Source organism: Aquabacterium sp. A3 (assembly GCF_038069945.1).
Taxonomy (GTDB): Bacteria; Pseudomonadota; Gammaproteobacteria; order Burkholderiales; family Burkholderiaceae_C; genus Aquabacterium.
Window position 1 is genome coordinate 707,142 of the sequence record NZ_JBBPEV010000001.1, and the last position, 25,686, is coordinate 732,827.

General features: G+C 64.1%; 23 protein-coding genes. 5 read left to right on the forward strand and 18 right to left on the reverse strand.

The window, feature by feature from the left end:
- Positions 1-112: 112 nt before the first annotated feature.
- Together lgt and WNB94_RS03085 are read right to left on the reverse strand one after the other, a co-directional pair.
- On the reverse strand, positions 113-916 hold the full coding sequence (lgt, locus tag WNB94_RS03080) for a prolipoprotein diacylglyceryl transferase (RefSeq protein WP_341388319.1): 804 nt from the start codon (positions 914-916) through the stop codon (positions 113-115).
- Positions 917-1,081: 165 nt separating this feature from the next.
- Positions 1,082-1,561 carry a MarR family winged helix-turn-helix transcriptional regulator gene (locus WNB94_RS03085; RefSeq protein ID WP_341388320.1) on the reverse strand — a complete coding sequence of 160 codons (480 nt, stop codon included), beginning with the start codon at positions 1,559-1,561 and terminating at the stop codon, positions 1,082-1,084.
- A 67-nt stretch (positions 1,562-1,628) separates the two neighbouring features.
- On the opposite strand from WNB94_RS03085, the gene WNB94_RS03090 reads away from it, so the two are divergent.
- The gene (locus tag WNB94_RS03090; RefSeq protein WP_341388321.1) at positions 1,629-3,080 is read left to right on the forward strand and encodes a chloride channel protein; all 1,452 of its coding nucleotides are present in this window, start codon (positions 1,629-1,631) and stop codon (positions 3,078-3,080) included.
- On the opposite strand, the gene otsB is transcribed toward WNB94_RS03090, so the two are convergent.
- Positions 2,962-3,765 (reverse strand): trehalose-phosphatase, encoded by an 804-nt coding sequence (otsB, locus tag WNB94_RS03095; RefSeq protein WP_341388323.1) that lies wholly within the window; start codon positions 3,763-3,765, stop codon positions 2,962-2,964. The two genes, WNB94_RS03090 and otsB, sit on opposite strands and share 119 nt — an antisense overlap.
- A 110-nt stretch (positions 3,766-3,875) precedes the next feature.
- Between otsB and WNB94_RS03100 the strand changes: the two genes are divergently transcribed.
- Entirely contained in the window at positions 3,876-4,808 is a 933-nt protein-coding gene (locus WNB94_RS03100) for a mechanosensitive ion channel family protein (protein ID WP_341388325.1), read from the forward strand.
- Here WNB94_RS03100 and ilvD read toward each other — a convergent pair.
- Together ilvD and WNB94_RS03110 are read right to left on the reverse strand one after the other, a co-directional pair.
- Positions 4,799-6,649, reverse strand: coding sequence for a dihydroxy-acid dehydratase (ilvD, locus tag WNB94_RS03105; RefSeq protein WP_341388326.1), 1,851 nt, complete (start codon positions 6,647-6,649; stop codon positions 4,799-4,801). The two genes, WNB94_RS03100 and ilvD, sit on opposite strands and share 10 nt — an antisense overlap.
- A gap of 59 nt (positions 6,650-6,708) precedes the next feature.
- Entirely contained in the window at positions 6,709-6,975 is a 267-nt protein-coding gene (locus tag WNB94_RS03110) for a TIGR04438 family Trp-rich protein (protein ID WP_341388328.1), read from the reverse strand.
- A 117-nt stretch (positions 6,976-7,092) separates the two neighbouring features.
- Here WNB94_RS03110 and WNB94_RS03115 point away from each other — a divergent pair, with 117 nt between their 5' ends.
- Complete coding sequence (locus WNB94_RS03115; protein ID WP_341388330.1) at positions 7,093-7,413, forward strand: c-type cytochrome; 321 nt, start codon at positions 7,093-7,095, stop codon at positions 7,411-7,413.
- Positions 7,414-7,467: 54 nt separating this feature from the next.
- Here the strand turns inward: WNB94_RS03115 and WNB94_RS03120 are convergent, their stop codons facing one another.
- The 11 genes from WNB94_RS03120 to WNB94_RS03170 form a co-directional block, all read right to left on the reverse strand.
- Entirely contained in the window at positions 7,468-7,854 is a 387-nt protein-coding gene (locus WNB94_RS03120; protein WP_341388331.1) for a hypothetical protein, read from the reverse strand.
- A gap of 69 nt (positions 7,855-7,923) precedes the next feature.
- A complete protein-coding gene (locus WNB94_RS03125; RefSeq protein WP_341388332.1) occupies positions 7,924-9,777 on the reverse strand; it encodes a sodium:solute symporter family protein in 1,854 nt (617 codons plus the stop codon).
- Between the two features lie 14 nt (positions 9,778-9,791).
- Positions 9,792-10,052, reverse strand: a complete 261-nt coding sequence (locus WNB94_RS03130; protein ID WP_341388333.1) for a DUF4212 domain-containing protein — start codon at positions 10,050-10,052, stop codon at positions 9,792-9,794.
- A 399-nt stretch (positions 10,053-10,451) separates the two neighbouring features.
- Positions 10,452-12,431, reverse strand: coding sequence for an acetate--CoA ligase (gene acs, locus WNB94_RS03135; RefSeq protein ID WP_341389927.1), 1,980 nt, complete (start codon positions 12,429-12,431; stop codon positions 10,452-10,454).
- A 215-nt stretch (positions 12,432-12,646) separates the two neighbouring features.
- Positions 12,647-13,000: a Na+/H+ antiporter subunit G gene (locus WNB94_RS03140; protein WP_341388334.1), complete on the reverse strand. Its 354-nt coding sequence runs from the start codon at positions 12,998-13,000 to the stop codon at positions 12,647-12,649.
- Positions 12,997-13,266 carry a K+/H+ antiporter subunit F gene (locus WNB94_RS03145; RefSeq protein ID WP_341388335.1) on the reverse strand — a complete coding sequence of 90 codons (270 nt, stop codon included), beginning with the start codon at positions 13,264-13,266 and terminating at the stop codon, positions 12,997-12,999. The genes WNB94_RS03140 and WNB94_RS03145 overlap by 4 nt, the downstream gene beginning before the upstream one ends.
- Positions 13,263-13,775 carry a Na+/H+ antiporter subunit E gene (locus tag WNB94_RS03150; RefSeq protein WP_341388337.1) on the reverse strand — a complete coding sequence of 171 codons (513 nt, stop codon included), beginning with the start codon at positions 13,773-13,775 and terminating at the stop codon, positions 13,263-13,265. The genes WNB94_RS03145 and WNB94_RS03150 overlap by 4 nt, the downstream gene beginning before the upstream one ends.
- Positions 13,772-15,400, reverse strand: a complete 1,629-nt coding sequence (locus WNB94_RS03155) for a monovalent cation/H+ antiporter subunit D (protein ID WP_341388338.1) — start codon at positions 15,398-15,400, stop codon at positions 13,772-13,774. Before WNB94_RS03155 ends, WNB94_RS03150 begins: the two co-directional genes overlap by 4 nt.
- Positions 15,397-15,738 (reverse strand): Na+/H+ antiporter subunit C, encoded by a 342-nt coding sequence (locus tag WNB94_RS03160; RefSeq protein ID WP_341388339.1) that lies wholly within the window; start codon positions 15,736-15,738, stop codon positions 15,397-15,399. Before WNB94_RS03160 ends, WNB94_RS03155 begins: the two co-directional genes overlap by 4 nt.
- Positions 15,739-15,740: 2 nt before the next feature.
- Entirely contained in the window at positions 15,741-18,581 is a 2,841-nt protein-coding gene (locus tag WNB94_RS03165) for a monovalent cation/H+ antiporter subunit A (RefSeq protein WP_341388340.1), read from the reverse strand.
- 84 nt (positions 18,582-18,665) lie between these two features.
- Entirely contained in the window at positions 18,666-19,211 is a 546-nt protein-coding gene (locus WNB94_RS03170) for a DUF2062 domain-containing protein (RefSeq protein WP_341388342.1), read from the reverse strand.
- A gap of 111 nt (positions 19,212-19,322) precedes the next feature.
- Between WNB94_RS03170 and WNB94_RS03175 the strand changes: the two genes are divergently transcribed.
- Positions 19,323-20,849, forward strand: a complete 1,527-nt coding sequence (locus WNB94_RS03175; protein ID WP_341388344.1) for a fumarate hydratase — start codon at positions 19,323-19,325, stop codon at positions 20,847-20,849.
- A 12-nt stretch (positions 20,850-20,861) separates the two neighbouring features.
- Entirely contained in the window at positions 20,862-21,929 is a 1,068-nt protein-coding gene (locus WNB94_RS03180) for an MBL fold metallo-hydrolase (RefSeq protein ID WP_341388346.1), read from the forward strand.
- On the opposite strand, the gene WNB94_RS03185 is transcribed toward WNB94_RS03180, so the two are convergent.
- Together WNB94_RS03185 and clpB are read right to left on the reverse strand one after the other, a co-directional pair.
- Positions 21,926-22,876, reverse strand: a complete 951-nt coding sequence (locus tag WNB94_RS03185; protein ID WP_341388347.1) for a hypothetical protein — start codon at positions 22,874-22,876, stop codon at positions 21,926-21,928. The genes WNB94_RS03180 and WNB94_RS03185 overlap by 4 nt on opposite strands.
- Positions 22,877-23,081: 205 nt before the next feature.
- Positions 23,082-25,676: an ATP-dependent chaperone ClpB gene (gene clpB, locus WNB94_RS03190; RefSeq protein ID WP_341388348.1), complete on the reverse strand. Its 2,595-nt coding sequence runs from the start codon at positions 25,674-25,676 to the stop codon at positions 23,082-23,084.
- Between the last annotated feature and the right edge of the window lie 10 nt (positions 25,677-25,686).

The window sequence follows — 25,686 nt, forward strand, 5'->3', positions numbered from 1 at the left end:
CACCCCTTGCATGAGATTCATTGACCGCCTGTTTCGCCAGAGCCAGGCGGTCTTCCTCAGCGGGGGTCAGTGGGTCCGCGAATGTCCACAGACCTCTTCACGCCTCCCGGTTTCAGGACCGGGGGGCGTTTTTTTCAGCCGTGACCCACATCAGGGCACCGGCCACCAACATGGGGATGCACAACCACTGCCCCATGCTCAGGTTCAGTGCGAGCAAACCCAGGAAGCTGTCGGGCTCGCGGAACGACTCGGCCGCAAATCGTGCAGCGCCGTAGCCCATCAGGAACAAGGCCGCCACCCGGCCGAGCGGGCGGGGCCGCCGCCCGTACCACTGCAAGAGGGCAAACAGCAGCAAGCCCTCCAGGGCGAACTGGTAGAGCTGCGAGGGGTGGCGAGGCAGGTCGCTGCCAGACTGGGGAAAGACCATGGCCCACGGCAAAGCGGGGTCGGCCACCCTGCCCCACAACTCGCCATTGATGAAATTGCCCAGGCGCCCCGCAGCCAGGCCCACGGGCACGCAAGGCGCCACCAGGTCGGCCACCTCACGGAAGGTGCGCTGACGCAGGCGGGCGTAGACCATCATGGCCACGATGACGCCCAGGAGGCCGCCATGAAAGGCCATGCCGCCTTGCCAGACCGCCAGGATTTCGCCAGGGTGCGCCAGGTAATGCGCGGGCTTGTAGAACAGCACGTAACCCAGGCGACCGCCCACAATGACGCCCATCACGCCAAAGAACAGCAGGTCTTCAATGGCCTGGCGATTCCAGCCCGCCTGGGCATAGGGCGCCTGGGCCGCACGGCGGGCCGCGAAGAAGTAAAACAAACCAAAGGCCACCAGGTACATCAATCCGTACCAATGCACCTGCACAGGCCCCAAGGAAAGGGCCACTGGGTCAAATTGAGGATGGATCAGCATGGCGCGAACGATAGCGCATCATCGGGTTCATCCCGGCGCGAGGCGAGCGGCCGAGTCAAAAAAGAGCCCCGCACAAGGCGGGGCTGCAAAATGAACACTCCTGATTGCAACGCCCTGCTGCACAGCATCGACGTTACTGTCAGAATTATATGTGTGCAAACACAATCAACCCATGTTGGCGAGCGGAGTTTTTGCAGCCGCATCCGTCACATCCACGTCCAGGCTGGTGATGAGCACGGCCAAGCCGGCCGAAAGTTTGCCAAGGGTGACCGGGTCCAGCTTGGCCAAGGCGTCAGGCAAGACACCGGCGAAGGGCCCAGGCGCTGCCGCCAGCACCTGCTGCCCGGCCTCACTGACCACCAGATTGACGGCACGTCGGTCCTCAAGGTCACGGCTCGATACCGCCAGCCCCTTGCGCACCAGCACCCGCACGAGGTTGCTGGCCGTCGACTGATGCACGTCCATGGCCTCGGCCAGCTCGCCAATGCCAATGCCAGGTCGCTGGGCCAGGATGCTGAGCGTCCACAACTGCGCGCCCCCCAGGCCAGACTGACGTTCGATTTGCTGAAAATGACTGCGAACGGTGTTGAACACCACCCGAAACTGCCGAAGCACCACCGCGGCCTCGGGAGACAAATCCGACACGATCGGGGCTGCAGCATCGCCCTGCTTGGCGCCGTTTGAAATATCTGACATAGAAAAGGCCACTGTTGTGAACGAACAGGTTAACGCACCAGCCTCTGAGGTGGCTGACTCGGTCAAGGCCGAATTATCCGACTGGAGGCGGTGGGCTGCACGGGCGGTGGTCATCGGGTTTGCCATTCTTGCAGGACTGACCGTGGTGGCGTTGACGGCCCTGTCGGAATGGGCGCTGGAGAAATTCTTCGAGGTCACGGCGCATGGCTTGTGGTGGGCTTTGCTGTGGACACCCGCCCTCACGGCACTGATCGTCTGGCTGACACGGCGCTGGGCCCCGGGGGCTGCGGGCTCGGGCATCCCGCAGGTGCTGGCGGCGCTCGATGCAGGCACACCGGAAAGCGAACGCCGCCGCTTCGTGTCGCTGCGCTTGTCGGTGGCCAAGCTGCTGCTGACCACAGGCAGCCTGCTGGCGGGCTTGTCGACCGGCCGTGAGGGGCCTTCCGTGCAGGTGGCGGCCGGCGTCATGCACCACGCCCGCCGCTGGTTGCCCAAGGGCACCCAGATCAGCGAGCGCGGGCTGATGGTGGCGGGCGGTGCGGCCGGGATTGCTGCGGCCTTCAACACCCCGCTGGGTGGTGTGCTGTTTGCCATTGAAGAACTCTCAAGGCGGGCTGAGGATCGCTCCAGCGGCCTGCTGATCGCCGCCATCGTGCTGGCGGGCCTCATCGCCGTGTCGATCTATGGCGACACGGCCTACTTCGGAGAGATCCAGACCCAGGCGGTGCCAGCCGACATCTTCTGGCCAGGACTGCTGGTCACGCTCATGTGCGGAGCGGCTGGCGGCGTGTTTTCCAGGCTGGTCATTCGCTCACTGACAGGCGGCACAGACCGCTTCAGCCGCTGGCGGCGTCAGTACCCCATCCGCTTTGCCGCCGGCTGCGGGCTGGCCGTCGCGGTCATTGGCCTGGCCACTCAGGGCGCCACCTTCGGCAGCGGCTACGAATCCACCAAGGCCCTGCTGGCCGGCGAAGCCACGACACAGCCGCTCAACGCGCTGCTGCGCTTCATCGCCACATGGCTGTCGACCTGGTCGGGGGTGCCTGGTGGCGTGTTCGCACCATCCCTGGCCATCGGCGCAGGCATCGGTGCCGACGTGGCATTGTGGACAGGCTTTCTGCATGAACCGGCCTTGATTGCGCTGGGCATGGTGGGCTTCCTGGCCGCAGCCACACAGGCGCCCATCACGTCGTTCATCATCGTGATGGAAATGGTCGAGGGGCATGCCCTGGTGCTGAGCCTGATGGCCTGCGCCATGGTGGCGAGCACCATTTCGCGCATGATCAGCGCGCCCATGTACCCGGCCCTGGCTCACGCCATGCTCGCACCCCTGCGGGATCCAGGCCCCATCACTGAAGCCGCGAGCAACGGCGCTGACACGCCGCCAGAAACATCGGCATGTCAGACGTCGCATTCAGGTGAAACGTCGCCGCCGACAGACGCGCATCGCCCCCCACCCTCAGCGTGAACCAGTCGGGGTCTTGGTGCTGGCGAAACACCTGTTCATCGCTGGCATCGTCACCGGCGTAAAGAACGCGCGTCAGACCACGCCGGGTCATCAGACTTTGCAGGGCCTGCACTTTGTCGGGGGCGTCCACCGACACCACATTGATGACCAGCTTGCCGTCAAAGGCACGGATGCCCTGCCCTTCGGCAGCGAGCAGTTCAGCGATCAGACGCCGAGCGGCGTCGCGCTGTCTGGACAGGCGGTAATGGAACCCCAGAGAGAGCCCACGGTCCTCCATGCGGACGCCCTGCGCCACCAACGCCGCCGACCAGGTACTGGCCACCGCCGCCCGAATGCCGTCAAGTCGAGCCCTGTAGGCGGGGGCTCGCTGCAGGCTGAGCGGGCACGCCGGATCTTCGGCACCGTGATTGCCAATCAGGTGGTGGGCCTCGAAGCCCAGGCGGGTCATCAGGTCCTCGACCGAGCGGCCCGACAACACAGCGACTTCGTGCGTGCGCAGCAAGGGTTCCATGGCCCGAATGACTGGCAAGGGCGTGCGGGCGGATTCGGGGTGCGCCACGATGGGCGCCAGCGTGCCATCAAAATCGAAGGCGAGCAGGCACGACCCGTCGTTCAAGAACGACTGAAGTCGCTGCAGGCCGGCCGCGCTGAGCGCGGCCAGGTGCGCGGTGGGTGAAGTGGTCATCAAAGGGGGTGATCCTCATGGGTGAAGGCCTGGCGGAGCGCCGAGTGCCGCACCCCGGCCCAGGGCTTTTACATTTGTGCAAATATATATAAAAACGGAGTGCTCTTCACATGGACCAACTGCAAACCCTATTGTCCAACCTGGTACAAGGCATGGATGACGCGGCCCGATCCGGCCTGCGCATCGTGCTGATCCTGGTGATCGCGTGGCTGGCGATCGCCGTGTCGCACCGGGTCATCCGGGGCTTTCGCCTCAAATTGACGGCCCGCATGAGCGACCGCGAGGCCATTCAGCGGGCAGAAACCTTGGGGCGCGCGCTCCGCTATGCGGCCAGCGTTGTCATCAGCGCCCTGACCTTGATGCTGGTCTTGTCGGAATTGGGTATTTCCGTGGCACCACTGCTGGGGGCTGCCGGGGTGGCGGGCGTGGCCATCGGCTTCGGGGCCCAAAGCCTGGTGAAGGATTATTTTGCTGGTCTGTCCATCCTGCTGGAAGACCAGGTGCGCCAGGGTGATGTGGTGAAACTGGGCGAACACGCCGGGGTGGTGGAAGAAGTCACCCTGCGCTACGTGCGCTTGCGAGACTACGATGGCAATGTTCACTTCGTGCCCAACGGCACCATCGACAGCGTGGTCAGCATGGGCCGACAGTTCGCGTTCGCGGTGGTGGACATCGGCGTGTCGTATGACACCAATCTGGACCTGGCCATACGCACCATGGAAGACGTGGGCCAGCAGTTGGCTGCCGCAGAGCCTCACAATGCCCAGATTCTGGAGCCCCTGGAGATTGCCGGCGTGGACCAGTGGGCGGATTCAGCCGTGGTGATCCGGGCACGGTTCAAGGTCGCGCCCTTGCAGCAGTGGACGGTGCGGCGGGCTTACCTCAAGAAGCTCAAGGAGGCGTTCGACGCCAAGGAGATCGAAATCCCCTTCCCGCACGTCACCGTGGTGCCCAAGGCCAATGACCTGACCATGGGGCTGTTGCTGGGCCAGCGCCAGGGTGTCACCCCCGAAGGCGCCAGCCAAGAGAGCGCTCAGCGCTGAAGCTGGCTCAGGTCGCGCACCGCCCCGGTGTCGGCCGAGGTGGTCAGCAAGGCATAAGCCTGCAGGGCCGCCGACACGTGGCGCTGGCGGTTGGCAGGCTTCCAGGCCTGAGGGCCCTTGGCGTCCATGGCCGCACGACGGCGGGCCATCTCCTCGTCGCTGATGGCCAGGTGAATGCGGCGATTCGGGATGTCGATCTCGATGCGGTCGCCGTCTTCGACCAAAGCAATGGCGCCACCACAAGCGGCCTCAGGCGATGCGTGTCCGATGGACAGGCCCGACGTGCCACCCGAGAAACGACCGTCGGTCAGCAGCGCGCAGGCCTTGCCCAGACCGCGGCTCTTCAGGTAAGACGTGGGGTAGAGCATCTCCTGCATGCCGGGGCCGCCTTTGGGGCCTTCGTAGCGGATGATGACCACATCGCCGGCTTGAACCTCTTCGCCCAGGATGCCCTCAACCGCGTCGTCCTGGCTTTCGTAAACGCGCGCGCTGCCGGTGAACTTCCAGATGGATTCATCAACGCCGGCCGTCTTCACGATGCAGCCCTTCTCGGCGATGTTGCCGTACAGCACGGCCAGTCCACCGTCCTGGGTGAAGGCGTGCTGCTTGGAGCGGATCACGCCCTTGGCGCGGTCCAGGTCGAGCGCCTTCCAGCGGCTGTCCTGCGAGAAAGCCACCTGGGTGGGGATGCCGCCAGGCGCTGCCTTGTAGAAGGTGTGCACGGAGTCGTCCTGGGTGACGGTCACGTCCCACTGGGCGATGGCATCGGCCATGGACTTGCTGTGCACGGTGGGCACATCGGTGTGCAACAAGCCGCCACGGGCCAGCTCGCCCAGGATGGCCATGATGCCGCCCGCACGGTGCACGTCTTCAATGTGCACGTCGGGCACGGCAGGCGCCACCTTGCTCAGGCACGGCACCTTGCGCGACATGCGGTCGATGTCGGCCATGGTGAAGGGCACCTCGGCTTCGCGGGCCGCCGCCAGCAGGTGCAGCACGGTGTTGGTGGAGCCACCCATGGCCACGTCCAGGGCCACGGCGTTTTCGAAGGCCTTGAACGTGGCGATGTTGCGCGGCAACGCGCTGACATCGTCCTGCTCGTAGTAACGCTTGGCCAATTCAACCACCGTGCGACCGGCCTTGCGGAAGAGCTTCTCGCGGTCTGCATGGGTGGCAACGATGGTGCCGTTGCCGGGCAAAGACAGGCCCAAGGCTTCGGTCAGACAGTTCATCGAGTTGGCCGTGAACATGCCGGAGCAAGAGCCGCAGGTTGGGCAGGCCGAACGCTCCACCATCTCGACTTCTTCGTCGGAGCAGTTCTTGTCAGCCGCCTTGACCATGGCATCGACCAGGTCCAGCGCAATGACCTTGCCTTCGATCTTGGCCTTGCCGGCCTCCATCGGACCGCCAGACACGAACACGACCGGGATGTTCAGGCGCAGCGCGGCCATCAGCATGCCGGGGGTGATCTTGTCGCAGTTGGAGATGCACACCAGGGCGTCGGCCGTGTGGGCATTGACCATGTATTCGACACTGTCGGCGATCAGGTCGCGCGAGGGCAGCGAATACAGCATGCCACCATGGCCCATGGCGATGCCGTCGTCCACGGCGATGGTGTTGAACTCTTTGGCCACACCGCCGGCGGCCTCGATCTCGCGCGCCACCAGTTGGCCCAGGTCCTTCAGGTGCACGTGACCGGGCACAAACTGCGTGAAGCTGTTGGCAATGGCAATGATGGGCTTCTCGAAATCGCCGTCCTTCATGCCGGTGGCGCGCCACAGGGCGCGGGCACCCGCCATGTTGCGGCCGGCGGTCGAGGTGCGGGAACGGTATTGGGGCATGAAAGCGGCTCCGGAGGGATCGGTGATGCGAAACCCGGATTTTAGTGCCGCCAGGGTGCTCAGCGGTCTCTGCGCTTGTCAGCCCCACCCAGACCCAGGGCATCCAGGTTCTTGCGCCGGCGCTCTTCGCGCTTGTTGGCCATCTTTTCCATGGCCTTGCGCTTGTTCCAGCCGGTGGCATCGGCCCAGGTCCACCAGACGACCGCCAGGGCGAAAGGCGCCAGCATCAGCCACCAGTCATCCGCCCACGTCCACGCTCCGACCGGACCGATGTCGGCCAGGTTCATCACCAGCAGCAACACGCCCAAACCGACGAACCACATCATTCACCTCGTCAAAACACGGGCAACAGGGGCAGTTGCTGCAACATGTCAACCTCCCACTGTTGGAAAACGTTTATAAAGGACACCTCAACTTTAATGGACCGCACGGAAGGATTCCCCATGAAATTCCTGTCCTCCATCCTGGCTGTTGCTGCGCTGTCTGCAGCCTCGATGTCTCCCGCTTTGGCCAACGAACAACTGGCACAGCAAAAGGCCTGCCTGGCTTGCCACGGTGTGGACAAGCCTTCTCTGGGTCCGGCCTTCAAGGCTGTGGCCGCGAAGTACCGTGGTCAAAAGGGCATGGACGCCAAACTGGCTCAAAAAGTGATCAAGGGCGGCGGTGGCGTCTGGAACATGCCCATGGGTGCCATGCCCCCTCAGGCTCAGGTGAAAGAAGCCGAAGCCCTGCAACTGACCCAATGGATCCTGTCCTTGAAGTGATTGACGCCTGAGCGTCGCCCATCAAGAAACCCCGACATGTCGGGGTTTTTTCATTCATGCGGTGCGAGTTTTGCGACCGGCTTTCGCGGCGCCACCTGTGCTGCGTGCGCCAGGCAGGCCGTGGGCGTGGCGCCCCAAGGCGAACGACGCAAAAAACTTCAGCCACAGGGTAGAGCCGGCAATGGCCACCCAGTCGTCACGCTCCAGGGCCTGAAACCCCAAGACAGCCACCAGCACCCCCACCAGCACCAACCCGCCGGTCAGGTTGATCAACAACTCGTGCCTGGCGTAACGTGCTGCGTTGGGTGCGGGCATGCCTTTTTTCAAGGCCACCTCGGACAAATCACCCTTCACACCGATGCGCCAGGCTCGACGCAGCCAGAAAAACGCCACCGGGATCAGCACCAGCAAAAAAACCCAGTTGAAGATGAAGATGCTCATGGAAGTCTCTTGAAGTGACATGCCCGGGCGGCCCGTGGAGAGAAAAGCCGCCCGGACATCTTGCCACGATCAGTGGGCCACCGCCTGACCGGCACCCTTCGGCGCACGCACCGAGTCCACCATGGCCGCCACATGCGACGGCACCGGCGCCGACATCTTGCTGACCAGGAAGGCCACCACGAAGTTCACGATCGCGCCCACGGTACCGAAGGCCTCAGGCGTGACGGTGAAGAACGCATTGGCCCCACCGATCACATCCAGGTACTCGGTGCCCTTCACAAAGAAGATGCCCTTGTGCGCGAACACGTAGAACAGCGTGACCGACAGACCCGCCAGCATGCCTGCGGTGGCACCCTTGTCGGTGATGGTCTTGCTGAAGATGCCCATCATCAGTGCCGGGAAGATCGTCGAGGCCGCGATACCGAAGGCCAGGGCCACGGTACCCGCTGCGAAGCCCGGAGGATTCAGCCCCAGGTAACCTGCCACGAAGATGGCGCCCGCCATGGCAATCTTGCCCGCCAGCAGCTCGTTCTTTTCGCTGATGTTGGGGTTGATGGCGCCCTTGATGAGGTCATGCGAAATGGCAGACGAGATGGCCAGCAGCAGACCCGCAGCGGTTGACAGCGCAGCCGCCAGACCACCAGCGGCCACCAGCGCGATCACCCAGTTGGGCAGCTGCGCGATTTCCGGGTTGGCCAGCACGATGATGTCGGCGTTCACGGTCAACTCATTGCCCTTCCAGCCCGCGGCTTCGGCCTTGGCAGCGGCTTCAGCGTTCTTGGTGTCGTCCTTGTAGAACTGGATGCGGCCGTCGCCGTTCTTGTCTTCCCACTTCAGCAGACCGGTCTTTTCCCAGCGCTTCATCCACTCGGGGCGCTCGTCATAGACCAGGCTGGCCTCCTTGGCATACAGGTCGCCATTGGCCTTGACCGCCTCGGGGTTGACCACCAGCTCGCCCGAGGGGCCCTGGGTGATGCCCACCGCGCTGTTGGTGGTGCCGAACAGGTTCAGGCGGGCCATCGCACCAACGGCAGGGGCCGTGGTGTACAGCAGCGCAATGAACACCAGGGCCCAACCTGCCGACGAACGTGCATCGGCCACCTTGGGCACGGTGAAGAAGCGCACGATCACGTGGGGCAGACCGGCGGTGCCGATCATCAGCGAGATCGTGTAGAACACCATGTTGATGGTGCTGCCAGCCGCCGTGGTGGTGTACGCACCAAAGCCCAGATCGGTGACGACCTGGTCCAGCTTGCTCAGCAACGACACGTCGGTGCCGGCCAGGTTGGCGCCCAGCCCCAGCTGCGGCAGGAAGCTGCCCGTCAGGTTCAGCGAGATGAAGAAGGCTGGCACCAGGTAGGCCAGGATCAGCACGATGTACTGAGCCACCTGGGTGTAGGTGATGCCCTTCATGCCACCAAACACCGCATAGGCAAACACGATGGCCATGCCGATGTAGATGCCCTGGTCGCTGGTGACACCCAGGAAGCGCGAGAAGGTCACACCCACGCCCGTCATCTGACCGATGATGTAGGTGATGGAGGCCACCAGCAGGCAGATCACCGCCACGTTGCGCGCCATCGACGAGTAGTACCGGTCGCCGATGAACTCGGGCACCGTGAACTTGCCGAATTTGCGCAGGTACGGCGCCAGCAGGCACGCCAGCAGGACGTAGCCGCCCGTCCACCCCATCAGGAAGACGGCGCCACCGTAACCCATGTTCGAGATCAGGCCGGCCATTGAAATGAACGATGCCGCCGACATCCAGTCAGCCGCTGTGGCCATGCCGTTGGTGACGGGGTGCACACCGCCGCCAGCCACGTAGAAGTCTTTGGTGCTGCCGGCGCGCGCCCAGATGGCAATGCCGATGTAGAGCGCAAACGTGGCGCCCACGACCAGGTAAGTGAGTGTCTGAAGATCCATGATGTGCCCCTTGTTCAGTCTTCTTGCATGCCGAACTGGCGGTCGATGTCACGCATCTTCTTGGCGTACCAGAAGATCAACGCGATGAAGATGTAGATGGAGCCCTGCTGGGCGAACCAGAATCCCAGCGGATAGCCTCCGAGATGGATGCTGTTGAGCGCAGGGGCCAGCAGGATGCCCGCCCCATAAGAAACCACCGCCCAGATGACCAGTACTTTGGTCAACAGACTCAGCGTTGCAGACCAGTAGGCCTTTGCGTTTTGATCGTCAGACATGAGCGTCATCTCCTCGAAATGTGATACGCCTGTGAACCGGCGCTTTCCGCCGGGCTTCCCGAAAACCAGCCTTGTCGCCTTGTGTGCGATGAAGCCGCTGTCAGGGACTTGGTGAACCGGCTTGGCTGCTTCGCGTGCTTGCGTACTGCAACAGCCATCCGGAAACAGAGGGTTTCAAATCCCTCAAAAACCATACAAAACCCAATAAAGGTATTTTTGACACCCTCATCTTGGGGGGAATCAACCGCTTTGTGATCAGGGTGAATACGGGGTATCAGGGAAAAACCGTGACCTTGTCACATCACAGACACAACCCTGAAGCGGTATAAATTCAGGGCGCACTAAACCATTCCCGGTCGCAAGGCAACCGGGAATATATGGCCCCAATATAAACAGCCGTCAGTTGCTTTGTGCCAACTGGTCGAGAATGGCTGGGTTCTCCAGCGTGCTGGTGTCCTGCGTGACGGTTTCACCCTTGGCGATCACGCGCAGCAGGCGGCGCATGATCTTGCCCGAGCGAGTTTTGGGCAGGTTGTCACCAAACCGGATGTCTTTGGGTTTGGCGATCGGGCCAATCTCTTGCGCCACGTGGTCGCGCAGCAGTTTGGCCAGCGCCTTGGCCTCGTCGCCTTCCGGGCGTGTGCGCTTGAGCACCACGAAGGCGCAAATCGCCTCACCCGTCAGGTCGTCCGGGCGCCCCACCACGGCCGCCTCGGCCACCAGGGGGTGCGACACCAGGGCCGATTCAATCTCCATCGTGCCCATGCGGTGACCTGAGACATTCAGCACATCGTCAATGCGGCCGGTGATCGTGAAATACCCGGTCTCGGCGTCCCGGATGGCGCCATCGCCCGCCAGGTAATACTCGCCACCAAAATCCGCCGGGTAATAACTCTTCTTGAACCGCTCCGCGTCGCCCCAGATGGTGCGAATCATCGACGGCCAGGGTTTGCGCACCACCAGCACGCCGCCCTGCCCCCACGGCAATTCCTTGCCGGTTTCGTCCACCACGGCCGCATCGATGCCCGGGAACGGCAGCGTGCAGGAGCCGGGGGTGAGGTCGTGCGCGCCGGGCAGCGGCGTGATCATGTGCCCGCCCGTCTCGGTTTGCCAGAACGTGTCCACGATCGGGCAGCGTCCGCCGCCAATCTCCTTGTGGTACCACGTCCAGGCCGCCGGGTTGATCGGCTCGCCCACCGTGCCCAGCAGCCTCAGGCTGGACAGGTCGAACTGCCGGGGGTGCACCTCGGCCTGGGTCTCGGCCGCCTTGATCAGCGCCCGGATGGCCGTGGGTGCGGTGTAGAAGATCGAGACCTTGTGGGCCTCGATCATGCGCCAGAACCGTGCCGCATCCGGATAGGTGGGCACACCTTCAAACACAACCTGGGTGGCGGCGTTGGCCAGCGGGCCATACGCCACGTAAGTGTGGCCGGTGACCCAGCCGATGTCGGCCGTGCACCAGAACACGTCGCTGGGCTTGATATCGAACGTCCAGCGCATGGTCAGCGCCGCGTGCAACAGGTAGCCGCCCGTGCTGTGCTGCACGCCCTTGGGCTTGCCGGTCGAGCCCGAGGTGTACAGCAGGAACAAGGGGTGTTCGGCACCAACCCACTCGGGCTCGCAGGTGCTGGGCTGACCGGCCAGGGCATCGTGCAACCAGATGTCGCGCCCTTCGGTCATGGCCACCTTGCCGCCCGTGCGCTGGTTGACCAGCACGCTCTTGATCGAGTCGCAGCCGCCCAGGGCCAGCGCCTCGTCCACGATCTGCTTGAGCGGCAGGGTCTTGCCGCCGCGCACCTGCTCGTCGGCCGTCAGAATCATCACGGCGCCGGCGTCTTCCACCCGGTCGCGCAGGCTTTGCGCCGAGAACCCGCCGAACACCACCGAGTGCGTGGCCCCGATGCGGGCGCAGGCCTGCATGGCCACCACACCCTCGACCGACATGGGCATGTAGATGACGACCCGGTCGCCCTTGTTCACGCCTTGCGCCTTCAGTGCATTGGCCAGGCAACACACACGCTCCAGCAAGGTGGCATAAGACACCTTGGTCACCACCCCGTCGTCAGACTCGAAAATGATGGCCGTGCGGCCACCCAGCCCGGCCTCGACGTGGCGGTCGAGGCAGTTGTACGACACGTTCAGCAAACCATCGTCAAACCACTTGTAAAACGGCGCCTGGCTGTCGTCGAGCACGCGGGTGAAGGGGCGCTTCCAGACCAACAGCTCGTTCGCCAGCCGGGCCCAGTAGGCCTGGTGGTCTGCCTGGGCCTCGGCCACCAGCTGGTCGTAGGCCTGGCGGCCACTGACATGGGCCTGACGGGCAAATGCCTCTGGAACGGGCACGGTTTTCGGTGCGATCGGGTTGTCGCTCTGCAGCATGGCGGTCATGGGGTGACTCCGTTGTGTTTGCGCTTGTGGCGCCTTGTCGGTATCCAGCAGGCACCCGCAAATGCACCGAGTGTCTGCACAGACCAGACATTGCGCCTGTCTCAGGCGTTTGTTGCTTCGTAATATCCCTGTCCCTTTTTGACACAGGTCATTGTTGCAACAAGCGCTGCGGCGCTTGACACCCCCCAGGGGCCGAGCGGCAGGCCTCAAGCCTTGGTCGAGTCCCCAGGACCACGTTCAACGGGTGCGTGCCCGGCGTCGGAGCGAACGCGCAAGTGCAATGCGGCCTTGGCCAGCAGGTTGGCCGACACCGGCGCCGTCAGGAAGATGAAGAAGGTGATCAAGACTTCATGCACCGTCCAGTCGCCGCGCAGGGCATTGACCAGCAAGCTCGCCAGCAAAATGCCGCCAAGGCCCAGGGTGGAGGCCTTGGTGGGCGCGTGAAGGCGCATGAAAAAATCACGGAAGCGCACCATGCCCAGGGCACCGACCATCAAAAAACCAGCGCCCAGCACCAACAGGGCCGCCGCCAACGCTTCCAGAAAGACGGTGAGGTTCATTCGATCACGTCTCCACGGGTCAGAAAACGGGCCAGGGCCACGGTGGACACAAAACCCAGCATGGCCACGATCAGGGCGGCCTCGAACAACAGGGCAGTCTGCCAGGTGAGTCCCAGCAAGATCACCAGCGCAACCACGTTGATGTAGAGGGTGTCCATGGCCAGGATGCGGTCAGGCATCGTGGGCCCACGCCACAGGCGCCAGGTGCACAGCAGCATGGACAGCGCCACGGCCGCCAGCGCAATTTGCAAGGCCAACTCGATCATCCCAGGATCTCCTTGAGCGCCTGTTGATACCGCGCGTCGATGTCGTCGGCCACGGCCTGGGGGTTGTCGCAATCCAGGGCATGCACCCAGATGACCGCAGCCTCTTCATCGACCACGGCCGACACGGTGCCGGGCGTCATCGTGATGATGGAGGCCAGCAGCGCGCGCGAGAGCGGCTCTTCAAGCGTGAGGGGCACCTTCACCCAGGCAGGCTGGGGCTGGCGGCGCGGGTCCAGCACCAATTTGGCCACCGTGATGTTGGAGACGACGATGTCGCGGGTGACGGTGATGACCAGGCGGACCGCCCGGACCCACGCGCGAGGTCGGGCCGCTGGCCCCATGAAACCGCCCACCAGGCGGGGCAGCCCCCAGCCCAGCACGACGGCCGTGATCAGGTTGCCCGGATCGACCGATTGCTGAAGCAACAGCCAACTGGCCCCCAGGAGCACAGACAGCACCGGCCGGCGCGCACGGCGCCACTGGTCAAGAACGGCAGGATTGACGCTCATGGCTGAACCTCCTGAGGCAGCGCCGACGGTGCCGGCATGCGGTAGGGCCGCACTGTGACGGGGGGCTGACCCGTGGCCTCGTCCACCCCGAGGACGGCGCGCGCGTAAGCGGGGCGGTCCAGAAGCTGATGGGCCATGGCTTCGGTGTAGCGCTTCAGGGGCGCCGCGCTCACGCTCATGACCACGCCCAGCATCAGCAAACCCAGGGTAGGAATCACCAGTTGAGGGCTGGCCCCGGACGAGGCCGACGACAACTCAGGGCGCACGTTCCAGAACAGCAGGCTGCCGGCACGCGCCAGGGCCACCAGGCTCATGAACCCCACCAGCAAGACCACCGTCCAGACCCAGGGCTGCCAGGGGCTGACCCAAGCGGCCTTGAGCAGCATGACCTTGCCCAGAAACCCCGGCAGCGGCGGCAGCCCGGCCACCGAGGCGGCCGCCAGCAACAGCATCAGGCCCAACAGCACAGGCTGCGCCACGGGGCTGGCTGGCGCCAGCGCCTCGGCCACATCACCCCGCTGGGCGGCCACCAGTTCAACCAGGAGGAACAGGCCCGCCACCACCAGGGTGCTGTGCACGAGGTAGTAAAAGGCGGCAGACCAGGCCTCGGGCGTGAACAAGCCAATGGCTGCCAGGATGGTGCCCACCGAGGCCACCGTCAACCAGGCCACCAGCCGAGGCAAGGTCCGGGCCGACAAAGCCCCCAGCGCCCCCAGCACGCTGGTGCCCATCGCCAGCGGCAAGAGCCAGGGCTCGGCCACCAGCGCCGTGTCGCCGCCGGCATCCCCAAAGACCACACCGTGCACACGCAAGATGGCATAGACCCCCACCTTGGTCATGATGGCAAACAAGGCGGCCACCGGCGCGCTGGCCGCGGCATAAGTGCCAGGCAGCCACAAGGACAGGGGCAACAAAGCGGCCTTGAAGCCAAAGACCACCAGCAAGATGAGGGCTGCACTGCGGGCGAGCACGGCCTCCATGCCGGACAGCTGCCCCACCCGCAGGGCCAGATCAGCAAGATTGAGCGTACCGGTCACACCGTACAGCAAGGACACGCCGACCAGGAACAAGGCAGATGCCAGGAGGTTGAGCGCCACATACTGCACCCCCACCTGAAAGCGTTGCCGACCTTGCCCGTGCACCATCAACACATACGACGCGATCAGCAGGATCTCGAAAAACACAAACAGGTTGAACAGATCACCCGTGACGAAGGCGCCGCACAAACCCATCAGCTGGAACTGAAACAGCGGATGAAAGTGCCGTCCATGGGCATCCCAGCCACCACTGGCGTACCACAGCACGGGCACCGCCACCAGCGAGGTGAGCAGCACCATCAGGGCCGACAGCCGGTCGATGACCAAGACGATGCCAAATGGCGCAGGCCAATCGCCCAGGCGGTAGACATGCAAACCACCCCCGGCCGCTTCGGCCACCAGGGCCAGCCCCAGCACAAGCCCCAGCCCGACCGACAGCAGGCTGATGCGACGACCCCACTTGAGCCGGCCGCTACCGTGGCCGCTCGGGGCATCGCCCATCAACAGCAGCAACATGCCCGTGAACGCTGGCAACAACACCGGCAAGACCGGCAGATGGGTATACAGCAAGGACTGCAAAGCGTTCATGGACGCCCCTCCCCGCCGCGCGCACCGTCGACGTGATCGGTGCCAGACTCATGGTGGCTGCGCAACGCCATCTCGATGATGAAGCCCGTGGTCGCAAAGCCGATCACGATGGCGGTGAGCACCAGCGCCTGAGGCAAAGGATCGGCCATGCGCTCGCTGCCAGCGATGGCTGGCGCGTTCCACCACAAGCGTCCCATGGCAAAAATGAACATGTTGACGGCGTAGCCCAGCAGAGACAGCCCCAGCACCACCGGGAAGGTGCGGCCACGCAGCATCAGGTACACGCCACAGGCGGTGACCCAGCCCACGCCGCTGGCCACCAGAAATTCGAGGCTCACGTTCACGCGCGGCTCCTTTCGGTCGAAACAACAGGCTCCTTGCTGGCCTGGCCCAGCACCGACAGGGTCAGCAAGGTAGCCCCCACCACGGTGATGTACACGCCCAGGTCAAACACGGCTGCACTGGCCAGCGGCACGTCGCCCAGCACCGGCACGTGGGGGTGTCCGTGGGCGCTGGTGAGGAAGCCGCGCCCAAAGAAGAACGAGGCCACACCCGTCAGGCCAGCGATGGCCAGGCCCGAACCGATCCACTTGGTGAAGCGCCGCCCCTGCGCGCCGTGCAGCAGGGCCTCAACGCGCGCCTGGCCCTGCGCCATGTACTGCACCACCAGGGCAACCGCCGTGATCAACCCGGCGATGAACCCGCCACCTGGCAGGTTGTGACCACGCCAGAAGATGTACAACGACATCACCAACGCCATCGGCAATATGAGGCGCGCGGCCACACGCAGCATCAAAGGCTGCTGATCGAACGACCAGGCTCGGCCATCGGCGTCTTGGGCAGGCCGGCGCACCTTGAGCCCTTCCAGCATGGCCAGCACGCCAATGCCGGCGATGCCCAACACCGTGATCTCGCCAAAGGTGTCATAGCCGCGGAAATCCACCAGCGTGACGTTGACGACGTTGGTGCCCCCGCCTCCCGGGATCGACTGCGCCAGCAAGAACCACGACAGTGAGTCGTGGTTGCGCGTGAGCACCATCCAGCACAGGAACGCCACCCCCAGGCCCGTCACACCAGCCAGCAAGCCATCACGCACCTTGCGTGGCAACGACGATTCGTGGGGTGTGCGCGCCGGCAACAGGGCCAGGCCCATGAGCATCAGCACCGTGGCCACCAGCTCGACCGACAGTTGGGTGAGCGCCAGATCGGGGGCAGAAAATGCCAGGAAGGCCAAGGCCGTGACCATGCCGATGGCACCGGTCAGCAGCACGGCCTTGAAACGATCGTGATGCCCCGTCACCAGCGCTGCGCCACTGGCCAGCAAGACGAGCCACACGGCCACCGCCACGCCCGGCGCGGGCAGCAGCTCGCGGTCGCCGGCCACCAGCGGCAGCGTGGTCTGCATGAACGGCCAGGCGCCAACCACCAGGGCCGAAAGCACGGTCCAGGCCACATACCGTTGCAGCGACCCCGTTTCAGTGCCTTGCACCAACGCGCGTGCCGCGCCAGTCAAGCCACTCATCAAGGCGTCAAACACCCCGCGGCCCGTCAAGCGCTGGGGCTGGTAACCATGCAACCAGCCCCGACGCTGCAAGGCCATGTAAAACAGCACACCGCCCAGCACGGCCAACCCGCTCATCAGCAGCGGCAGGTTGAAGCCATGCCATATCGAGAGGTGGTACTCCGGCGTCGGACCATTGAGCACGGCCCGTGCGGCCACGTCGACCAGCGGCCCCAGGGTGATGGCAGGCATCACGCCCACCACCAGGCTGACCACGGCCAACAGCACCACCGGCAGGCGCATCGGCCAGGGAGGTTCGTGTGGGTGGGCATGGGGCAGGTCTTTGGCAGGACCGTTGAAGAACACGTCGTGCACGAACCGCACCGAATACGCCACCGAGCAGGCCCCGGCCAGCGTCACCACCACGGGCAACCACCAGCCCATGGCCCAGGTGGAGTGGGCCTCTACAGCCTCCAGAAAGAACATTTCTTTGGACAGGAAGCCGTTGGTGAGGGGCACGCCAGCCATGGCCCCCGCCACGATGATGCCGAAGGTGCCCGTCCAGGGCAGCACCGACATCAAACCACCCAGGCGGCGCATGTCGCGGGTGCCTGTTTCGTGGTCGATGATGCCGGCCGTCATGAACAAGGCCGCCTTGAAGGTGGCATGGTTCAGGATGTGGAACACGGCAGCCACCGCCGACAAGGGCGAGGCCAGACCGATCAGGAACGTGATCAGGCCCAGGTGACTGATGGTGGAGTAGGCCAGCAAGCCTTTGAGGTCGTGGCGAAAGATGGCCACATAGGCGGCGAACGCCAGGGTGATCAGGCCGGCACCGGCCACCAGGGTCTCGAACAGGCCTGAGCCGCCCAGCACCGGGTACATGCGCGCCAGCATGAACACCCCCGCCTTCACCATGGTGGCCGAATGCAGGTAGGCCGACACAGGCGTGGGCGCGGCCATGGCGTCGGGCAGCCAGAAGTGGAACGGCCACTGGGCACTTTTGGTGAAGCAACCCAGGAGAATCAGCACCAATGCCAGCGGAAAGTGGGCGTGCGCACGGATGCGCTCGCCCTGGTCCAGCATCGCGCTGAGTTCGTAGGTGCCGGCGATCTGCCCCAGCACCACGATGCCCGCCAGCATGGCCAGGCCGCCGCCGCCAGTGATGGCCAATGCCATGCGGGCGCCAGCCCGCGCATCGGCGCGGTGGCCCCAGTAGCCCACCAGCAAGAACGACGAAATGCTGGTCAGCTCCCAGAACACCACCAGCAAGAGCAGGTTGTCCGACAGCACCACGCCCAACATGGCGGCCATGAACAGCATCAACAGGGTGTAGAGCTTGCCCGCCGAGTCGTCGGGCCCCAGGTAGAAGTGACCGTACAGCACGATCAGGCTGCCAATGCCCGTGATCAGCAAACCGAACATCAGGGCCAGCCCATCCAGACGGAATCCGATGGTCAGCCCGAGGTCAGGCACCCATTCGTACTGGCTGAGCAGGGTCTGCCCGGCCATCACCGCCGGGGCCATGGAAAGCAGGCACCCCAGGGCGGCCAAGGTCACGGCACCAGCCGCCAGTGCAGTCAGACGCCGCCCGGCAACCGAATTGTTCTTGCCCAAGACAAAGCAGGCCAAGGTGCCCACGAGCAGGGGCAACAGGACCGTGAGAACCAGCAGATCCATGGGTACACATCCATCAGTGGAGCGCCGATTGTAGGCGGCGTCACCAAGGCCCCATCAGATTTGCGGCCAAACGAAAGCGTTGGTTTACTTTCGTACACGTTGGCGCAAGCGACGCTTGCGGCGCACACGCAATACCCACACCAGAGAAACCAGGTAATACGTCAGCAGCCCCACACCACAGGCCAGGAGCGCCAGCCCCAGCACCAATGGCTTGCCCACCCCGGACACCCAGCCCTTGAACCAGCTCCACCAGTCCTTGGCCGGGATCTGGTCGTCCATCACCGGGTGGTCTTGCGGGGTGTAGCGGGCCTCACTGCGACCCAGCACCATGGTGCCCAGACGCCACGCCCCGTAATAAATGGGCCCGAAGGTCACCGGGTTGGTGACCATGGTGCTGACGATGGCCGCCGGCACGTTGGCACGCAGCACGACCGCCGCAGCGGCACTCAAAGGCACCTGTGCAATCGGCACCAGCAGGCCGAAAAACATGCCCAGCGCCATGCCCATGGCCAGACCTCGTCGGCTGACATGCCACAGGCGAGGCTGAAAAAGCGTGGGACCCAACCACTTCAGCCAGGGGCTTTGCTGCAGGTGCTCGGGCTTGGGCAGGTGTTTTCGAAGGCGTTCCATCAGATCGGCGTGGCCACAAGGGCCAGGTCGCCGCGGCAGAATTCTATCGAGGCTGCAGCCTGGCGGCGTAAAATCTTTTGGCTAAGCAAACCGCCCCACGAAGGCCCCACCATGACCACCATCCGACACGACGACCTCGTTGAAAGCGTCGCAGCCGCGCTGCAGTACATCAGCTACTACCACCCGGCCGACTACATCGCCCACCTGGCCCGTGCCTACGAGCGCGAAGAGTCGCCTGCGGCCAAAGACGCCATCGCCCAGATCCTGACGAACTCGCGCATGTGCGCCGAAGGCCACCGCCCCATCTGCCAGGACACCGGCATCGTCAACGTCTTCCTGAAAATCGGGATGGGCGTGAAGTGGGAAGGGTTTGGCAACAAGAGCATTCAGGATGCGGTGGACGAAGGCGTGCGCCGTGGCTACAACAACCCGGACAACAAGCTGCGTGCCTCGGTGCTGTCTGATCCGATTTTCGAGCGCAAGAACACCAAAGACAACACGCCCGCCGTGGTCTTCATGGAGCTGGTGCCGGGTGACACCGTGGACGTGATCGTGGCGGCCAAGGGTGGCGGCTCGGAGAACAAGTCCAAGGTCTACATGCTCAACCCGTCAGACAACATCGTGGACTGGGTGCTCAAGACCGTGCCGACCATGGGCGCCGGCTGGTGCCCGCCCGGCATGCTGGGCATCGGCGTGGGTGGCACGGCCGAGAAGGCCGCCCTGCTGGCCAAAGAGTCGCTGATGGACGACATCGACATGTACGAGCTGCTGGCCCGCGGCCCGCAGAACAAGCTTGAAGAGCTGCGCATTGAGCTGTACGAGAAGGTCAACGCCCTGGGCATTGGCGCGCAAGGCCTGGGTGGCCTGACCACCGTGCTGGACGTGAAAATCAAGACCTGGCCCACGCACGCGGCCTCCAAGCCCATCGCCATGATCCCGAACTGCGCGGCCACCCGCCACGCGCACTTCGTGATGGATGGCAGCGGCCCCGTGTACCTGGATCCGCCCAGCCTGGACCTGTGGCCCAACGTGCACTGGGCGCCCGACTACAACAAGTCCAAGCGCGTGGACCTGAACACACTGACCCGCGAAGAAGTGGCCAGCTGGAAGCCGGGCCAGACCCTGCTGCTCAACGGCAAGATGCTGACCGGCCGCGACGCCGCGCACAAGCGCATCCAGGACATGCTGGCCAAGGGTGAGAAGCTGCCCGTGGACTTCACCAACCGCGTCATTTACTACGTGGGCCCGGTGGACCCGGTGCGCGATGAGGTGGTTGGCCCCGCCGGCCCCACCACCGCCACCCGCATGGACAAGTTCACCGACATGATGCTGGAGAAAACCGGCCTCATTTCCATGGTGGGCAAGGCGGAGCGCGGCCCCGCCGCCATCGAAGCCATCAAGAAACACAAGAGCGCCTACCTGATGGCCGTGGGTGGCTCGGCCTACCTCGTGTCCAAGGCCATCAAAGCCGCCAAGGTGGTGGGTTTTGAAGACCTGGGCATGGAAGCCATCTACGAGTTCGACGTGGTCGACATGCCGGTGACCGTGGCCGTGGACGCGGGGGGCACCAGTGCGCACATGGAAGGGCCCAAGACCTGGCAGGCCAAGATCGGCAAGATCCCGGTCACGGTGGCCTGACGGCGGCGGGGCGTGAAGAACCCCTACTTCAACCCCGCCAAGCGGCACCATCGCCCAGATGGCTTCCAGAACAACTACCAGTCGTTCCGGGGCAAGAAGCTGGGCGAGTTGCTGCGTTGGCGCTGGCAGGCCTGGCGGGCGGGGCACCCCCAACCGCTGCGTGAGCCCATTCCCGTGGTGGCGCCCGATCTGGCCTTCATCCACGGCAATGCTCAGGCCGGGCTGCACATGCAGCCCGCCGCCACCTGGATTGGGCACATCACCGTGCTGCTGCAGGTGGGTGGGCTCAACATCCTGACCGACCCGGTGTTCTCTGAGCGGTGCTTTCCGGTGCAATGGGCCGGCCCCAAGCGGCATACCCCACCGGGCTTGTCACTGGCGCAGTTACCGCGCATCGACGTGGTGCTGCTGTCGCACAACCATTACGACCACATGGACGAGCACTCGCTGGTCACCCTGGCCGCGCAACGTGGCGGCCCGCCGCTGTTCATCACCCCGCTGGGCCACAAGCACTGGTTTGCGCGCCGGGGCATCCACCATGTGATTGAGTTGGACTGGTGGGACACGCATGTGATCAACGCCACCGAGCGAAACCACCGCATCCCGGTGACGCTGACACCTGCCCAGCACTGGTCGGCCCGCACCGCCACCGATGCCCTGCGCAGCCTCTGGGGCAGCTTTGTGGTGCGATCACCCGATTGCCATGTGTTTTTCTCGGGCGACACGGCTTACTCCAAGGACTTTATCGACATTCGCCAGCACTTTGCACGTGAACACACACCTGCAAACGGCGGCGGTTTCGACCTGGCCTTGCTGCCGATCGGCGCTTACGAGCCGCGCTGGTTCATGAAAGACCAGCACTGCAACCCCGAAGAGGCCGTGCAGATCTTTCAAGACCTGGGCTGCAAACAGGCCATCGCGGTGCACTGGGGCACATTTCAGCTGACGGATGAGGCGCTGGATGAGCCGCCGAGGGAACTGAGGCGTTCCTGCGCGGCGGCGTCACTGCCAGACGGCGTTTTTCAAGCCATCGCGGTAGGGTCGTCGATCCACGTCAAGCCTAGACAACGCTCCAACTAGTTCGACGCCGTTTCACCCAAGCGCCTGCGCCGCACGGCCCCAAGCAATGCGAGCAGGCCGACGGAATACAGCACGAAGGTACTGGCCTCAGGGATGGCCGGTGTGGCGCCCTGCCCCCAAATGGACATGCCAACACGCAACCGCGCAGTCTGATCCGAATCACTTGCATTGACGAAGGCGAGGCGCAGGACACCGTCCTCGTGAAATGCCTCATCGACTCCCGGTTGGTCAAACTCATGAAACTTGATCATGCCAGCATCGATGTACGCGGAACCTGCCTGGACAGCGGGCTGGGCAATGGCCAGTAATGAATCGGCGTACGCAGATCTGTTGTAAGAAACGCTCAGGCCGTCGTCCGAATAGCTGTACGCCAAGCTCATGCCAGCGCTGGCACCCGCCAGTTCCAATAGCGGGGCGTTTGAGCAAAATGTGTTCGCGAGACACGGGATGGCATTGCTTGCTTCAACGTCCAACGAGTAAGCCAGCTCGATCGCCAGATAGCTGTTGGCAGACAACTGGATGTTGCGCAGCCAATACTCCCCCGACGACTCCGGCCCCGTCGACATGTTCCAGTTGTACTCCCCGCCCGGCCCCATGGCGATGGCGGACAGAGTCATGCTGTCGGACGTGGTCGCCCATGTTGCGGTGGCGTTGCCCGCAGGCGTTGTCGCGACACCGGAGGAAGCGGACAACCAGCCGGCAAGCACCTCATCCGTTCGCACAATACCGGGGGTCTCACGACTGTCGTCATCAACCCACCCGTCAATGACGGTCACGTTCTCTCCGTCGATGAAACTGAAGCTCGGAGCCACGCCATCATCAGGCGTCAGGTCAATCAGCTTGAGCGTGACGCTGCTGATCGATGCCGAGGCAGAAGAAAATGCCGACGCGGAACCTGACGCAGCCATCAAAGCCACGGCGGCAGCAATCACCCTGAGCTTGCGCATCCATCTCTCCTGAATCTGTTCGAATCGTGATGCCTAGAGCCGGCAAACACTTGACAATCATATCCATCTGATGGCGTATCGCTGACAGAACTACCGTGGAAAACTACCGGACTTCATCGGTCTGAATTCACAGTTTCGAAGCCTCTGCACTACAAAAAGAAGGCCACCGCGAAGGTGGCCTTGGAGATGCGCCTGCGAAAGACGGTCAATGCACCGTCCGCTCGAACGCAAACTCTCCTTCGGCGTTCACCGTCACCGGAATCACGTCCTTCGGACCGAACTTGCCCTGCAGGATCAGCTTGGACAGCGGGTTCTCGATGCGCTGCTGGATGGCGCGCTTGAGGGGCCGCGCACCAAACACCGGGTCGAAGCCGACCTTGGCGATCTCGGCCAGCGCTTCGGGCGCCACGTCGATGCGCATGTCCATCTGCTGCAGGCGCGCTTCCAGGCCCTTGAGCTGGATCTTGGCGATGGACTGGATGTTGGCCTGGTCCAGGGCGTGGAACACCACCACCTCGTCGATGCGGTTCAAGAACTCCGGACGGAAGTGCTGCTTCACCTCCACCCACACGGCGTCCTTGATGTCTTCTGAAGGCTGCCCCGCCATCTGCATGATGTGGTGCGAGCCCAGGTTGCTGGTCATCACGATGACGGTGTTCTTGAAGTCCACGGTGCGGCCCTGTCCATCCGTCAGGCGGCCGTCGTCCAGCACCTGCAGCAGCACGTTGAACACGTCCGGATGGGCTTTTTCGACCTCGTCGAGCAGCACCACGCTGTAGGGCTTGCGGCGCACGGCTTCGGTCAAGGTGCCACCCTCTTCATAGCCCACGTAGCCCGGGGGCGCGCCGATCAGGCGGCTCACCGAGTGCTTCTCCATGAACTCGCTCATGTCGATGCGGATGAGGTGGTCTTCGCTGTCGAACAGGAAGCCGGCCAGGGCCTTGCACAGCTCGGTCTTGCCCACGCCGGTGGGGCCCAGGAACAGGAAGGAGCCGTAGGGGCGGTTCGGGTCCGACAGGCCGGCGCGTGAACGCCGGATGGCGTCACTCACGGCCACGATGGCCTCTTCCTGGCCCACCACGCGCTCGTGCAGCTTGTCTTCCATGGTGAGCAGCTTGTCGCGCTCGCCCTGCATCAGCTTGCTCACGGGGATGCCCGTGGCGCGCGCCACCACCTCGGCGATTTCTTCGGCGCCCACCATGGTGCGCAGCAACTGCGGCTTGCTGTCGTCGCGGCCCTTGGCGCTTTCTTTGTCTTGCGCTTCCTTCAGGCGCTTTTCCAGGTCGGGCAGCTTGCCGTATTGCAGCTCGGCCACCTTGTTGAAGTCGCCCTTGCGCTTGAACTCTTCGATCTGGAACTTGATCTTGTCGATCTCTTCCTTCACATGGGCCGAGCCCTGGGCCTGGGCCTTCTCGGCCTTCCAGACCTCTTCCAGGTCGGCGTATTCGCGCTCCAGCTTGCCGATCTCGTCGTGCAGCAGGCCCAAGCGCTTGATGGAGGCTTCGTCCTGCTCCTTTTTCACGGCCTCGCGCTCGATCTTGAGCTGGATGAGGCGGCGGTCCAGCCGGTCCAGGGCCTCGGGCTTGGAGTCGATCTCGATCTTGATCTTGGCGGCGGCCTCGTCGATCAGGTCGATCGCCTTGTCGGGCAAAAAGCGGTCGGTGATGTAGCGGTTGGAGAGCTCGGCCGCGGCCACGATGGCCGGGTCGGTGATCTCCACCCCGTGGTGCACTTCGTACTTTTCTTGCAGACCGCGCAAGATGGCGATGGTGGCCTCGACCGTGGGCTCGCCCACGAGGATCTTCTGAAAGCGGCGCTCCAGCGCGGCGTCCTTCTCGATGTACTTGCGGTATTCGTCCAGCGTGGTGGCGCCGATGCAGTGCAACTCGCCGCGCGCCAGGGCGGGCTTGAGCATGTTCCCGGCGTCCATGGCGCCTTCGGCCTTGCCGGCGCCCACCATGGTGTGCAACTCGTCGATGAAGAGGATGATGCGCCCCTCTTCGGCCGACACTTCCTTGAGCACGGCCTTCAGGCGCTCTTCAAACTCGCCGCGGTACTTGGCACCGGCCAGCAGGCCCGCCATGTCCAGCACCAGCACGCGCTTGTCCTTCAGGCTGTCAGGCACCTCACCGGCCACGATGCGCTGCGCCAGGCCTTCAACGATGGCGGTTTTGCCCACGCCCGGCTCGCCGATCAGCACGGGGTTGTTCTTGGAGCGGCGTTGCAGCACCTGGATGGCCCGGCGGATTTCCTCGTCGCGGCCGATCACCGGGTCCAGCTTGCCCTGCTGGGCGCGCTCGGTCAGGTCCAGGGTGTACTTCTTGAGCGATTCACGCTGGCCTTCGGAGTCGGCGTTGTCCACCTTCTGGCCGCCGCGCACCGCCTGGATGGCGGTTTCCAGGCCAGCCCGGTTCAGGCCATGGTCGCGCGCCAGCGCGGCGGTATCGCCCTTGTGGTCACACAGGGCCAGCAAGAACATTTCGCTGGCAATGTAGGCATCGCCCCGTTTGTGCGCCTCTTTTTCGCAGGCCTGCAGCAGGCTGACGGTGTCTCGCCCGGCCTGGACCTGGTCGGCCCCTTGCACCTGGGGCAGCTTGTCGATCTGCTTTTCCAGGGCGCCAGCCAAGGCAGGCACGCGCACGCCAGCCCGCTCCATGAGCGAACGGGGGCCTTCATCTTGCTGGATCATGGCCAGCAGAATGTGGGCGGGCTCGATGTAGGGGTTGTCGCGGGTGATGGCCAAGCTCTGGCCCTCGGTCAGCGCTTCCTGAAATTTGCTGGTGAGTTTGTCGAGTCGCATGAGCACTCCT

Coding starts and splice junctions, on each gene's coding strand:
- lgt (WP_341388319.1), bottom strand. CDS start 916: ATGCTGATCCATCCTCAATTTGACCCAGTGGCCCTTTCCTTGGGGCCT.
- otsB (WP_341388323.1), bottom strand. CDS start 3,765: ATGACCACTTCACCCACCGCGCACCTGGCCGCGCTCAGCGCGGCCGGC.
- WNB94_RS03100 (WP_341388325.1), top strand. CDS start 3,876: ATGGACCAACTGCAAACCCTATTGTCCAACCTGGTACAAGGCATGGAT.
- ilvD (WP_341388326.1), bottom strand. CDS start 6,649: ATGCCCCAATACCGTTCCCGCACCTCGACCGCCGGCCGCAACATGGCG.
- WNB94_RS03110 (WP_341388328.1), bottom strand. CDS start 6,975: ATGATGTGGTTCGTCGGTTTGGGCGTGTTGCTGCTGGTGATGAACCTG.
- WNB94_RS03115 (WP_341388330.1), top strand. CDS start 7,093: ATGAAATTCCTGTCCTCCATCCTGGCTGTTGCTGCGCTGTCTGCAGCC.
- WNB94_RS03120 (WP_341388331.1), bottom strand. CDS start 7,854: ATGAGCATCTTCATCTTCAACTGGGTTTTTTTGCTGGTGCTGATCCCG.
- WNB94_RS03125 (WP_341388332.1), bottom strand. CDS start 9,777: ATGGATCTTCAGACACTCACTTACCTGGTCGTGGGCGCCACGTTTGCG.
- WNB94_RS03130 (WP_341388333.1), bottom strand. CDS start 10,052: ATGTCTGACGATCAAAACGCAAAGGCCTACTGGTCTGCAACGCTGAGT.
- acs (WP_341389927.1), bottom strand. CDS start 12,431: ATGCTGCAGAGCGACAACCCGATCGCACCGAAAACCGTGCCCGTTCCA.
- WNB94_RS03140 (WP_341388334.1), bottom strand. CDS start 13,000: ATGAACCTCACCGTCTTTCTGGAAGCGTTGGCGGCGGCCCTGTTGGTG.
- WNB94_RS03145 (WP_341388335.1), bottom strand. CDS start 13,266: ATGATCGAGTTGGCCTTGCAAATTGCGCTGGCGGCCGTGGCGCTGTCC.
- WNB94_RS03150 (WP_341388337.1), bottom strand. CDS start 13,775: ATGAGCGTCAATCCTGCCGTTCTTGACCAGTGGCGCCGTGCGCGCCGG.
- WNB94_RS03155 (WP_341388338.1), bottom strand. CDS start 15,400: ATGAACGCTTTGCAGTCCTTGCTGTATACCCATCTGCCGGTCTTGCCG.
- WNB94_RS03165 (WP_341388340.1), bottom strand. CDS start 18,581: ATGGATCTGCTGGTTCTCACGGTCCTGTTGCCCCTGCTCGTGGGCACC.
- WNB94_RS03170 (WP_341388342.1), bottom strand. CDS start 19,211: ATGGAACGCCTTCGAAAACACCTGCCCAAGCCCGAGCACCTGCAGCAA.
- WNB94_RS03175 (WP_341388344.1), top strand. CDS start 19,323: ATGACCACCATCCGACACGACGACCTCGTTGAAAGCGTCGCAGCCGCG.
- WNB94_RS03185 (WP_341388347.1), bottom strand. CDS start 22,876: ATGCGCAAGCTCAGGGTGATTGCTGCCGCCGTGGCTTTGATGGCTGCG.
- clpB (WP_341388348.1), bottom strand. CDS start 25,676: ATGCGACTCGACAAACTCACCAGCAAATTTCAGGAAGCGCTGACCGAG.